The following is an 11,919-nucleotide window of genomic DNA, read 5'->3' as shown; positions in this document are numbered from 1 at the left end:
AAGTACCAAAAAGCCGGGAGCCTTCTTCAAGCACGAAGCCAATTTACCAATTTTCTTGGCGATATTGCCAGCGGCCTTGGTGATTCCGCCCTTGGGCACACCAGTAAGAAGAATCTGAAGGGCGTCGGACTCCGGTCCGGCGCCCTTTTTCTTTGTCCGCGCTGGCGGGCGGCGTCGCTACGGGGGGGTGATGCGTCCGGGGGCGCCATTGGCCCCGGCCACGGTGTGGCAGGAGCCGCAGGCCCCGGTGCCCTGCGCGGTGTTCATGGCCCACTGGGTGCCACCGTGGGTGACGCGGGCGGTGTAGGGGAACGCGAAGTCCTTCGCGTCTCCGGCCTTGAGGAAGAAGTTGCCGGAGGCATTGGCCGTCAGTGGGTAGGTCTTCTGGTTGGCGTCGGTGATGACGACCTGGGCGCCCTCGAGGCCCGCGCAGTCGTCCGCCTCGTGCGCGGTGGCCTGGACGGTCCCCGCCACCACGAACTTCGGCCCCTCGCCCCGGTCCGCATGACATTGGATGCAGTTGCCACCGGGATGCATCAGGGCGTTGCCGCTGTCGCCGCCCGTCCACTTCATGCCCGTGGAGCACTCGGAGGTGCTCACCGCCTCCAGGCTGCCTCCGCCGCATCCCGTGACAAGACCACCAAAAGCCAGACACAGCATGAGTATCGGGGAAATGCGTTGTGACATGTGTCACCTCTGGAAGGACTGTGTTTCATTCGAGGACTTCACCTCCTCGCTGTCAACGGCACTCCCGGTACGGGGTCCCGCGGGGGCGGGTTGGGAATACGGGAGGCAGCTCGCGGTTCATCCGGGCCGGGCCTCCGTTGGGTCCAGGCGCCTTGCGTGCGGTCCCTCCGCGTCCCGGGTGCACATCCGGGCGCGACGCGGTAGATCGGTGTCCCGGAGGAACATCAACGCAATGGACGCGAACGTGGTGGCGGAGCTGGAGAAGGCGGGCGTGAAGGTGGAGGACCCCATGCGCCTGTTCATCCCCGTGGAGCGGGACGAACAGGGCCAGGTGAAGCCCGTGGGTGACGAGGTGCCCGTGCGCTTCGGCGACGTCACCGCCCACGTGCGCCTGCAGCCCGTCTCCGCGCTGTGGACCGGGAACAAGCAGCCCCCTGACTTCACCCGGCCGCCCTTCCCCGAGTACGAGCCGTTCTTCTTCCTCATCGAGGCCACCGCCGCCGGCTTCTGCCGCGACACGCGCCACGCGGAGGTCGACCAGGAGTTCTCCCAGCTCTACCGCCACCTCGCGCGCCGGCCCGACGGCCACCACAAGAACCCGCTCTTCTCCTACCTGCGCGCCGCCGCCCGCCTGTACCTGTCCCTGCGCGACGTCAGCCAGGCGGAGTTCGAGGCCGTCGCCCAGCGGCTCCACCAGTCCGCCAAGCTGCACGCGGGCCACATCGGCAGCACGAACTACTTCCAGTCCGTGCTGCGGCAGGTGCTGGGCGCCTGAGGCTCCTCGGGGACACCCGCGCGGCGTTTCTGGAATAGGGTGCGCTGCCGCCCGTTCCCGGGCGCCGCCGTGGTCCCTCCCCAGGAGCAAGGATGTCCCGTCCTCCGTTGTCGTGGTTCGCCTGTCTGGCCCTCCTGGGTGCGCCCCAGGCGGGGGCCCAGGCCGTCCCCGAGCCGTCCGCGAAGCCCGCCGCCGCCTCCACCCCCGCCGCGAAGCTGGGCTCCGACATCCAGGCCCGCACGCTGAAGAACGGGCTCACCGTCATCGTCTGGCCGGACCACGACATCCCCAACGTGGCGCTGGCCAACTGGTTCCGCGTGGGCAGCCGCAACGAGCGCCCCGGCATCACCGGCCTGTCCCACTTCTTCGAGCACATGATGTTCAACGGCGCGAAGAAGTACGGCCCCGGCCAGTTCGACCGCGTCATGGAGGCCAACGGCGGCGCCAACAACGCCTTCACCTCCGAGGACGTCACCGTCTACCTGGACTGGTTCCCGTCCTCCGCGCTGCCCCTCATCCTGGACCTGGAGCAGGACCGGCTCCAGTCGCTCGCCTTCGACCCCAAGGTCATCGAGTCCGAGCGCGGCGTCGTCTACTCCGAGCGCCGCTCCGGCGTGGACAACGACAACGGCGGCGCGCTGCAGGAGCAGATGCAGGCCACCGCCTTCGTCGCGCACCCGTATCAAATCCCCGTCATCGGCTGGCCGTCCGACATCGAGTCCTGGCGCATGGAGGACCTCCAGCGCTACTTCAAGACGTACTACGCCCCCAACAACGCCACGCTCGTCATCGCGGGCGACGTGGAGCCCGCGCGCGTCTTCGAGCAGGTGGAGGCCACGCTCGGCACCATCCCCTCGCAGCCCGCGCCGGAGCCCGTGCGCACCCAGGAGCCCGAGCAGCAGGGCGAGCGGCGCATCGTCGTGAAGCGGCTGGCCCAGTCCCCGCTGCTCCAGGTCGCCTACCACGGCCTTTCCGCCAACGACCCGGACGCGGAGACGCTGGAGCTGCTGGGCCTCATCCTCACCCACGGCGACTCGTCGCGGCTGCACCGCAAGCTGGTGGATGAAGCGCGCGTGGCCATCCGTGTCCGCGGCACCACCGCCGGCGGCTTCGACCCGACGCTCACGTGGTTCTACGTGGACCTGCCGCCGGGCGGCGACCTGGCGAAGACCGAGGCGCTCCTCACCTCGGAGCTGGCCCGCGTGGCGAAGGACGGCGTCACCGACGCGGAGCTGAAGAAGGCGCGCAACGTCGCCCTGGCCACCTTCTGGCGCAAGCTGGAGACCAACGACGGCCGCGCCCGCGAGCTGGGCAACGCCGCCACCTTCCGGGGCGACTGGAAGGCCCTGCTCGACGCGCCCACGCGCTACGAGAAGGTCACCCTCGACGGCGTGAAGGCGCTCGCCGCCCGCATCTTCAACCCCGACCACCGCACGGTGGGCTGGCTGGTGCCCACCACCGATTCCGCCACCCCGGTCCGCCAGGAGACCGCGCGATGAGTGCTTCCTTCCGACTGCGTTCCGCCAGGCCTCACGCGACCCGCGCCTCCCCCCGCCCCGACCCGAGCAGGCCTCACCCGATGCCGACCCTCCGCCCGCTGCGCTCCGCCCTCGCCGCGCTGCTGTTCGTCTCCGCGTGCGCGACCACGCAGGCGCCCGCTCCCGACTCCGCGCCCGCGCAGCCTCCGCCGGCACCGGAAGCCCCTGCCCCGGCCACCCCGGCCCCCACCGCCCCGCTGTCGACGAAGGGCGTGACGCTGCCGGAGGCGACCGCCGTCACGCTGAAGAACGGCGTGCGGCTGCTGCTCGTGGAGAAGCACGAGCTGCCGCTGGTGTCCTTCAGCGCGTGGCTCAAGGGCGGCGCCGTCACCGACCCCGCCGGCAAGGAGGGGCTGGCCGCGCTCACCGCCGAGCTGCTCCAGAAGGGCGCGGGCTCCCGCAACGCCCAGCAGTTCGCGGACGCCGTGGACGGCGTGGGCGGCGAGCTGGAAGTCGTGCCGGGCCGCGAGGCCCTCATCCTCAATGGCAGCTTCCAGGCCCGCGACACCGCGCTGATGGTGGAGCTGCTGTCGGACATGCTCGTGCGCCCGCGCTTCGACGCGAAGGAGCTGGAGAAGGCCCGCGCGCTGCGAGTGTCGGAGATCGCCTCCGCCAAGGACGGCGACCCGCGCATGCTCATCGGCGTGTACTTCAATGCCTTCCACTTCCCCTCGCACCCGTACGGCGGGTCCTCGGTGGGCAGTGAGGCGTCATTGCCCACGATTGGCCGGGGCGACGTGCTCGGCTGGGCGAAGGCGAACCTGGGCGCGGACCGGCTCATCCTCTCCGTGGTGGGGGACTTCGACGCGAAGCAGCTCGCCGCGAAGCTGGAGGCCGCCCTGGGCGGGTGGGCCCCCGCGGGCCAGCCGCTTCCCGCCGTGCCCGCCACCGCGCCCACGAAGGGCCGGCACGTGCTGCTGGTGGACAAGCCGGACGCCACCCAGACCTACTTCGCCATTGGTAACACCGGCATCCGCCGCACCGACCCGGACCGCGTCGTGGCGGAGCTGGGCAACACCGTGCTGGGCGGCCGCTTCACCTCGCTGCTCAACACCGAGCTGCGCGTGAAGACGGGCCTCACCTACGGCGCCCGCTCCTCCATGCAGCAGGCCCTCCAGCCCTACACCGTCGTCCTCACCTCCTATACGCAGACGGCCACCACGGGCCGCGCCATCGACCTGGCGCTGGACGTGCTCTCGCGCTACCGCCAGGACGGCATGGATGACGCCATGCTCGCCTCCGCCCAGGCCTACGTGCTGGGGCAGTTCCCCCCCACGCTGGAGACGGGGGACCAGCTGGCCATGAAGCTGTCGGAGCTGGCCTTCTACGGCCTGGACGCCCAGGACGTGAACGGCTTCGCGGGCGCCGTGTCCGCCGCCACCCGCGACGGCGTGCGCACCGTGCTCCAGCGCGTCCTGCCCGCCCCGGAGGACCTGACGTTCGTCCTCATCGGCAAGGCGGACGCCCTGCGCGACGTGGCCCGCAAGTACGGCCCCGTCACGGAGATGAAGATCTCCGACAAGCGCTTCACCCCGCCAACGGCGCCTGCCCGTTGAAGACAGACTCAGGTGGGCGCAAGCCTTCATCCACGCCCACCTGAACTACCCATCAAAACGCAACTATCCAGTAAAAGCCTGCCGCGCTTTCGCGTATAGAAGCGGCGTCAGGTTTGGGCCGGGACCGGACAGCCATTCATTGCTTGTCACCTGGGCCCATCATGTCCTTCCGACGTCTGTCGTTGTTGCTCGTCCCCGCCTGCGCGGCCTGGCTGGGCTGCGGGGAAGCGCCTCCCTCCGAGGAGGTGAACCCTCCCGAGATCGCCATGGACCCCCGCGAGGGGACGGCGGTCATCTCCAGCGACGAGTTCCTGCCGGGCTGTGGTGAGACCGACGGGGGCACCGGGCCGGTGGACGCGGGCACGTCCGTGCTGGTGACGGCGGACACCCGCTTCCACTCCAGCGCCGGGGTGACGGTGGTGCCGCAGGACCTGTCCGGCCGCGACGTCGAAATCCTCATCCCCAACGGCATCGACTTCGAGCGGCGCACGGGCACGCCAGTGGCGGGGGGCCTGCGCTTCGACAACGTGCCGGACGGTGAGTACTTCCTGCGCTCGAACCGGTTCTACTACCTGACGCGGGAGCGCCACTTCGACCTGGGCGTCAACCGCATTGGCCGTCCGGACGCGGTCTACACGTCCCTCAACGAGACCCCCGTGTCGGCGGAGCTCTTCAACCTGGAGCCCTGGCAGCAGTGGGCCTCCACCGCCGAGCAGGGCAGCGTCGTGCAGGTCACCAGCGCGGACGTGGACGCGTACAACGCGTTCTCCCCCAGCGTGGAAATTCCCGTCGGGGCCACGTCCATCTTCGACCCGGACGCCTACGCGTTCTCCAGCAATGGCTACGGACTGGCCGTCCTGGACCAGGCGAAGGGTGACCGCCTCTACGTGAACCAGCTCAACTCCGTGGCGGTCGGGACGCTGCCGAGCGGCGGGACCCTGGCGTACCAGACGGTGGTGAGCAGCGCGCACCTGCCGTCGTTCTCGTTCACGCCGGACGGCACCACGGCGCTGCCGCTGGCGGCCACGATGACCCCCGTGCGCCAGACGCCCTTCTCCCTGGAGTGGCGCCTGAACGAGTTCTCCCGCTGGCGCACGGACTCGAACCCCACCGGCACCATCGGCTATGCCTCCATGTCGCTGCTGCCCATTCCGTTCGGCTACCAGCACGGCTGGGTGGGCTACCAGGGCGAGCTGTTCAACCTGTGGCTGCCGCGCGGTGAGGACGGCGTCATCACGAATCGCTTCGCCTACGGCAATCCCTATCCGTCCAGCTGGGGCGTGGTGGGCACCATCAGCTACTCGTTCCGCGCCCCGTCGCCCGTCATCGTGGGCACCCGCGCGCACTACCCCAGCGGCAACGTCTTCATCACCGACCGGATGGACCACCTCATCGCCGGCCCCATCCAGCCGGGCATCTCGCCGCCGCGGGAGCTGCGCATCGACGGCGTGGACGCCTACGTGCCGCGCGTGGTGGGCACCAACCAGCCGGTCATCAGCTGGCGGGCTCCCGCGATGCGCGCGCCCCGGAACTACGTGGTGTCCGTCCTCCAGTTGATCAGCACCTTCACCGCCACGCCGACGCTGCGCTTCTACGTCCCCGGTGACCGGACGCAGGTCCGCCTGCCGCCGGGCCTGCTGCTGCCCGGGACGAGCTACTACGTGCGCGTGACGGCGGACGACTCGCCGTACTACGAGCCCTCGCGCGCGCCGTACGTCACCGCGGAGCTGCTGCCCGCGGTCAGCGCGGACACGTTCAGCGCCGTCTTCACCACGCCGTAGTCCCGGCCTTCGGGCCCGGGCCCGCTACCGCGCAGCCTGGCGGTGGCGGGCCATGCACTGCTGGTAGCGGGCGTCCACCGACCTCGCGAACCACGCGGTGCTGCGCTCCCCGCTCAGCTTCACGCTCTTGAGCGTCACCTCGGGCAGCTGGGCGTAGGCGGGCGCCTCCCCCGTCTGCTTCGAGTAGACGCGCTTCACCGCCAGGTACGTGTCCGTCTTCTCGAAGTCCGCCGTCTTCTCCTCCTCCACGTCCCGGCGCACCCGGCGCTCGCTCAGGTCCGGCGCGTAGCGCTGACGGAAGAGGAGCAGCGCCTTGAGGCTCTGGCTGTCCTCGCCGCGAGGCTCTCCATCCTTGTCATACAGTCGCAGGTCTCCGTCGGTTGCCAGCGCGACGCCGGTGAGCCGGCTCACCTGGGCCTGCAGCGCGGCGTTGCGGGAGCTGTAGACACCGCCGTTGTAGTCCGCGAAGCGGTAGAGCGGGGCGTCGTACGCGGCCTCGAAGCCCAACAGCCGCGCGGTGCCGTAGCGCACGCCGCCCGCGCGCGTGTAGAGCGACTCGCGCACCGCCACCGGATCCGCGTCCGGGCCCGCCTTCTCCACCGCGTAGCGCACGCTGACCTGCATGGAGCCCGCGGTGGTGACGGGGTTCTGCCCCGCGAACGAGGACGGGCCGAACAGGGAGCTTGCCAGGTCCGCGGCCGCGTACGCCGCCGGGTACTCCTCCTCGTAGTACGCCAGCATGTCCCGGAAGAGCCGGTCCAGGTCCCGCTCCGTGCGCAGCGCGTCCAGCCGCGCGCCGAAGCTGCGCTTCGCCCCCTTCGCCTTCGCCGCCAGCACGTCCTCCAGCAAGCGCCGCCCCAGGGGGCCCAGCCGTCCCGCGGTGCCGTCCAGCTTCTGACGCACCAGTTTGGGCAGGCCCGGCACCGCGGGATCCGCCTGGAAGCCGGACTCCTGTTCGATGATGGCCAGCACCTGACAGACCACAGGCGCTGAAGGAGCAATCGCCTCCGCGTCCAGCGCCGCCAGCACGTCGCGCGCCCAGCCCTCGCGCTCCGCGCCCTTCACCTTCGCCGGCAAGAGCCGCGTCACCTGCGCCACCGACAGCGTGGGAGGCGCCGGCACCTCCGTCGCCACCGGCGCCCGCGACGCGCACGCCGTGAGCGCCAGCAGTACCCCCACGCACAGCGCCCCCGTCCCCCGGCGGCCGGCACCTCGCGTCATGTCAGCCTCCTGGTGCATGCTGCCGCCCGTCTCATGAAACATTTTTTGAGACATTCCCGGGGCAGGTTCGTTCACTCCGGAGACCCGCTGAAAGAGCGGAAGCGGTAGGAATCACGCTTACTCTGCAATTCCAGTTGTCCTGGTTTGTTCGGCAGGGTGGGGGAAAGTGACTAAACGTACTTTCTCTAAAAAGTAGTTGCCCTGATGATTTCAAGTGTGTCACGTATCACCCCGCTGTTTCTTCATGGAGGTATCGCGTTGGCTCATCGACTGTTGAAGACGATTGGCGCGGCTTGGCTCGGCGTGGCTCTGACGGCGTGCGGTACGCAGGGTTCCACGGGCGAGGAGACGCAGGCGCCTGAGCAGGAGAAGTCGGGCGAGGACATCCAGAGCTCGCTGAACGCGTTGGCTGGCGCCCAGGTGGTGGGCGTGCACGCGGACGGCATCCCGGACAACATCACGGGCGAGCTGGGCCGGGTGGCGCGGACGCTGAACACGCTGGACGCGAGCCGCCAGGCGGTCGCGGGCGTGGCGCCGGCGTTCCGGCTGAACGCGGACGACCTGGTGCTGCGCAAGGCGAGCACCGACGAGCAGGGCAACCAGCACCTGCGCTTCAAGCAGACGAAGAACGGCCTGGAGGTCATCGGCGGTGAGCTGGTGGTGCACGTGCGCCCCGACGGCACGGTGTTCCGCGCCAACGGCTCCGCGCGCGACGGCGTGAACGTGTCCGCGCTGCCGCGCATCGCGGCCTCGTCCGCGCGCGACGCGGCGCTGAGCGCGACGGTGGGCACGGGCCTGGCGGCCCAGGGTGCTCCCCGCCTGGTGTACGTGCGCACCGACGACGGCGCGCTGCGCCTGGCGTACGAGGTGAAGGTCACGGGCGAGAGCGACCTGATGCCCCTGCGCGACCGCGTCTACGTGAGCGCGGTGGACGGCTCCATCGTGCTGCGCGCGCCGGAGATCCACACGGCGCTCAACCGCAAGGTCTACAGCGCGAACAACGGCACCAGCACCCCGGGCACGCTCAAGCGCAGCGAGGGCCAGGCGGCCATCGGTGACTCGCATGTCGACACGAACTACGACATGCTGGGCTACACCTACAACTGCTACAAGACGCTGTTCAACCGCGACTCGCTGGACAACGCGGGTGAGACGCTCATCAGCACGGTGCACTACAGCACCAACTACGTGAACGCCTACTGGGACGGCACCCAGATGGTGTACGGCGATGGCGACGGCGTGAACTCCATCGAGCTGGGCAAGGACGCGGACGTCACCGTCCACGAGCTGACCCACGCGGTGACGGAGAGGGAGTCCAACCTCACGTACTCCGGCCAGTCTGGCGGCCTCAACGAGGCGATGTCCGACACCTTCGGCGCCATCTGCGAGAGCTGGGCCTCCGGCACGTGGAGCACCGCGGCGGCCATCTGGATGGTGGGCGAGGACGTCTGGACGCCGGGCACGGCGAACGACGCCCTGCGCTACATGGATGACCCGGCGAAGGACGGCGCGTCCAAGGACTGGGCGGCCAACGTGACGTCCGGCACGGACGTGCACTACAGCTCCGGCGTGCCCAACCTGGCGTTCGCGCTGCTCTCCAAGGGTGGCGTGCACCCGCGCCGCTCGGGCGGCCCCACGGTGCCGGCCATCGGCGTCGAGAAGGCCGGCCGCATCTGGTACAAGGCCAACACCGACCTCTACACGGCGAGCACGAACTTCGCGCAGGCGAAGACGCTGACCATCCAGGCGGCGGCGGACCTGGGCTACGACCAGGCCACGCAGGACGCGGTGAAGGCGGCCTGGGAAGCGGTGGGCGTGGGCGTCGTGACGCCTCCCCCGACCTCCACCCCGCTGACCAACGGCACGGCGGTGACGAACCTGTCCGACAGCACGGGCAACAGCAAGTACTACTCGCTGGTGGTCCCCTCGGGCGCGACGGGGCTGACGTTCACCATCTCCGGTGGCACGGGTGACGCCGACCTGTACGTGCGCTTCGGCGCCGCGCCGGACGCGTCCACCTACGACTGCCGTCCGTACGTCGGTGGCAACGCGGAGACGTGCACCATCACCAACATCCAGGCGGGCACCTACTACGTGATGCTGAACGCCTACGCCGCGTACTCGGGCGTGACGCTGAAGGGCAGCTACACGGCCCCCGGCGGTGGCGGCGGCAACGTGCTGCAGAGCGGCGTGGCGGTGACGGGCGTCTCCGGCGCCTCCGGCTCCTTCACCACGGAGTGGACGACGCTGGACGTGCCGGCGAACAAGACGGTCACCATCACCACCACGGGTGGCACGGGTGACGCGGACCTGTACGTGCGCTTCGGCTCCTCGCCGACGACCACCGCGTACGACTGCCGTCCGTACCAGTCCGGCAACACCGAGACGTGCACCCTGACCAAGACGACCGCGGGCAAGTACTACGTGAAGATCCGCGGGTACACGGCCTACTCGGGCGTGACGCTCAAGGCCGTCTACTAGCCGCATCCGCATCCAGCCCGGCTCCCCTCGCGTGAGGGGAGCCCGGGACGAAGACAGGCACCCGGGGAGCCACCATGGCTTCCCGGGTGTCGTCGTTTCAGGCATCGAAGGGGCAGCGGACCTAGCGCCGCACCTGCACGTCGCGCGCGACGGTGCGGCCGCCCATGAGGACGAACTGGGCGCGCACCGGGGTGCCCTCCTGGAGCTCCTTGAGGGGCACGCGCTGGCCCTGGCGGAGGCCGCGGCTGCGCGGGTCGAGCTGGAGCTCGTAGACGGTGCCCTCGCCGTCGCGCACGTGCAGGGTGTCCTTGGCCACGCGCGTCACCCGGCCGTTCACCGTGCTGGACGCGATGACGACCTGCTCCAGCGGCCGGTTGGCGGAGTTGTCCGTCACCGCCGCCTGCGCCGCCTTGGCCGCGCCCTCGTACCAGGCCTCGTCGTCGCTGGCCTGCACGGCCTGCGCGCCAATCATCACCCGGCCCTCGGCGGGCGCCTGCGTCGCGGGCGCGCCGTCCGGGTTGGCCTGGCCCTGCCGCTGGCCGTTCGCGTTCGCCGGGGTGGCCTGCTGGGACCGCGAAGCGTTCGGGTTCGCCTGGGCCTGCCGCTGGCCGTTCGCGTTCGTCGCCGGCGTGCCCTGACGGGCTGGAGCATTCGCGGGGGCCTGCGCGGTGGTGCCCTGCGCGGGTTCGCTCACCCGCGGGCCTGGAAGTGGCCGGGCGCCGGGTGGAGGTGCCGTGTCGGGGGGCACCTGCGCGTTCGCCGCCAGCAGCGCGTCACCACCTGGGGAACGGTCGCCGTCCACCGTGCTCCGTGCCAGCGCGGGCGTGGCGGGCACCATCAGCCCGCCGGTCGCGGAGTCCCGCGCCTGCATGGACGCCGGCGTCCGCGTCACCGTGTCCGCGGTGTCGTGCTCCCGACAGCCGGAAGCGAGCGAGCACAACCCCACCATCCCCATCCACATCCAACGTCCACCCATCCGCCAACCCTCCCGCAGGCAAACCTGCGGACGACCCCCTGGCGTTGCAAGCGGCCGGCGTGCGGAGGGGTGTTGGCTTCTGGATGGCGGGGTCTACGCGGGGAAGGTGGCGGCCACGGCGCGCACGTGGTCGCGCACCAGGGCGCGCGCGGCGAGCAGGGCCGGTGCGTCCGGGGGCGTGTAGCCCAGGCACAGCACCACGTCGTCCTCGGGGGCGGCGCGCGTGCCCAGCGCCGCGTAATCGAGTGAGCGCGGGGTGGGTTCGCCTTCCGTGTCATGGGCGAAGCGGCCGAAGACAGTGGCCTGTCCGTCGCGGCCGGGGGCCGTCTCCTTGAGGGCGAAGAGGCGGCGCACGGCGGCGAGCGAGTCGGGGCGCTCGCGCAGGATGTCCGGGGACGCGGGGCCTCCCAGCTCCCACTCCAGGAGCTTCAGGCAGCCGCGCACGAACTCCACGTCCGTGATGACCAACCCGTAGAGGTACCAGTCCGCGCACGCGGCCTGGACCAGCCGGGCCTGCGCGTCGGTGAGCCAGCCGAAGGACGGACAGGTGAAGGATTCACAGACGGTGGCGCGGTAGACGCCGCAGTCGCGCAGGTCCGCGCCGCCCGTCACCCGGGGATGGCCCAGGCAGCCCACGCGCTGGTGCTCCGCGTCCAGGAAGCCCAGCAGGGGACACACCCGCACGATGGGGAAGAGGGCGGGGGCGTCGCGGTTCGCGGTGAGCTCGCGCGCGGCCTCGCCGTAGGCCTCCGGGGTGTGGGGTGTGCGGGAGAGCCGCTCCGTCTGCGCCGTGAGCCTCCGGGTCAGCGCCGCGCGGGAGTGGTCGCGGAAGTTGTAGAGGCCGCAGCAGGCGCCGCACGAGGCGCCCCCGCCGGGCTGGCACAGGTGGAAGGAGACGGACATG

9 protein-coding genes are annotated in these 11,919 nt (G+C 70.6%); 5 read left to right on the top strand and 4 right to left on the bottom strand.

Annotation, left to right across the window (positions count from 1 at the left end; genetic code table 11):
• Positions 1-177: 177 nt before the first annotated feature.
• Entirely contained in the window at positions 178-600 is a 423-nt protein-coding gene (locus AABA78_RS23245) for a hypothetical protein (RefSeq protein WP_338265865.1), read from the bottom strand.
• Positions 601-919: 319 nt separating this feature from the next.
• On the opposite strand from AABA78_RS23245, the gene AABA78_RS23240 reads away from it, so the two are divergent.
• The 4 genes from AABA78_RS23240 (at position 920) to AABA78_RS23225 (ending at position 6,337) form a co-directional block, all read left to right on the top strand.
• Positions 920-1,462, top strand: a complete 543-nt coding sequence (locus tag AABA78_RS23240; protein ID WP_338265863.1) for a hypothetical protein — start codon at positions 920-922, stop codon at positions 1,460-1,462.
• Between the two features lie 92 nt (positions 1,463-1,554).
• Complete coding sequence (locus tag AABA78_RS23235; RefSeq protein WP_338265861.1) at positions 1,555-2,961, top strand: M16 family metallopeptidase; 1,407 nt, start codon at positions 1,555-1,557, stop codon at positions 2,959-2,961.
• A gap of 80 nt (positions 2,962-3,041) precedes the next feature.
• Positions 3,042-4,556, top strand: coding sequence for a M16 family metallopeptidase (locus AABA78_RS23230; RefSeq protein WP_338265860.1), 1,515 nt, complete (start codon positions 3,042-3,044; stop codon positions 4,554-4,556).
• Positions 4,557-4,717: 161 nt separating this feature from the next.
• Positions 4,718-6,337, top strand: coding sequence for a fibronectin type III domain-containing protein (locus tag AABA78_RS23225; protein ID WP_338265859.1), 1,620 nt, complete (start codon positions 4,718-4,720; stop codon positions 6,335-6,337).
• 24 nt (positions 6,338-6,361) lie between these two features.
• Here AABA78_RS23225 and AABA78_RS23220 read toward each other — a convergent pair whose 3' ends face one another.
• Positions 6,362-7,558 carry a DUF1615 domain-containing protein gene (locus AABA78_RS23220; RefSeq protein ID WP_338265857.1) on the bottom strand — a complete coding sequence of 399 codons (1,197 nt, stop codon included), beginning with the start codon at positions 7,556-7,558 and terminating at the stop codon, positions 6,362-6,364.
• A gap of 258 nt (positions 7,559-7,816) precedes the next feature.
• Between AABA78_RS23220 and AABA78_RS23215 the strand changes: the two genes are divergently transcribed.
• Positions 7,817-10,039 carry a M4 family metallopeptidase gene (locus tag AABA78_RS23215; RefSeq protein WP_338265854.1) on the top strand — a complete coding sequence of 741 codons (2,223 nt, stop codon included), beginning with the start codon at positions 7,817-7,819 and terminating at the stop codon, positions 10,037-10,039.
• A gap of 121 nt (positions 10,040-10,160) precedes the next feature.
• On the opposite strand, the gene AABA78_RS23210 is transcribed toward AABA78_RS23215, so the two are convergent.
• Positions 10,161-11,015 (bottom strand): hypothetical protein, encoded by an 855-nt coding sequence (locus tag AABA78_RS23210; RefSeq protein WP_338265852.1) that lies wholly within the window; start codon positions 11,013-11,015, stop codon positions 10,161-10,163.
• A gap of 93 nt (positions 11,016-11,108) precedes the next feature.
• A complete protein-coding gene (locus AABA78_RS23205; RefSeq protein ID WP_338265850.1) occupies positions 11,109-11,918 on the bottom strand; it encodes a hypothetical protein in 810 nt (269 codons plus the stop codon).
• Between the last annotated feature and the right edge of the window lies 1 nt (position 11,919).

Origin of the sequence: Corallococcus caeni, assembly GCF_036245865.1 — a bacterium.
GTDB classification, from domain to species: Bacteria; Myxococcota; Myxococcia; order Myxococcales; family Myxococcaceae; genus Corallococcus; species Corallococcus caeni.
Note: the sequence above shows the minus strand (reverse complement) of the source record. Positions and strands in the feature narration are given on the sequence as shown.

Coding starts and splice junctions, on each gene's coding strand:
- AABA78_RS23230 (WP_338265860.1), top strand. CDS start 3,042: ATGCCGACCCTCCGCCCGCTGCGCTCCGCCCTCGCCGCGCTGCTGTTC.
- AABA78_RS23210 (WP_338265852.1), bottom strand. CDS start 11,015: ATGGGTGGACGTTGGATGTGGATGGGGATGGTGGGGTTGTGCTCGCTC.
- AABA78_RS23205 (WP_338265850.1), bottom strand. CDS start 11,918: ATGTCCGTCTCCTTCCACCTGTGCCAGCCCGGCGGGGGCGCCTCGTGC.
- AABA78_RS23225 (WP_338265859.1), top strand. CDS start 4,718: ATGTCCTTCCGACGTCTGTCGTTGTTGCTCGTCCCCGCCTGCGCGGCC.
- AABA78_RS23240 (WP_338265863.1), top strand. CDS start 920: ATGGACGCGAACGTGGTGGCGGAGCTGGAGAAGGCGGGCGTGAAGGTG.
- AABA78_RS23220 (WP_338265857.1), bottom strand. CDS start 7,558: ATGACGCGAGGTGCCGGCCGCCGGGGGACGGGGGCGCTGTGCGTGGGG.
- AABA78_RS23235 (WP_338265861.1), top strand. CDS start 1,555: ATGTCCCGTCCTCCGTTGTCGTGGTTCGCCTGTCTGGCCCTCCTGGGT.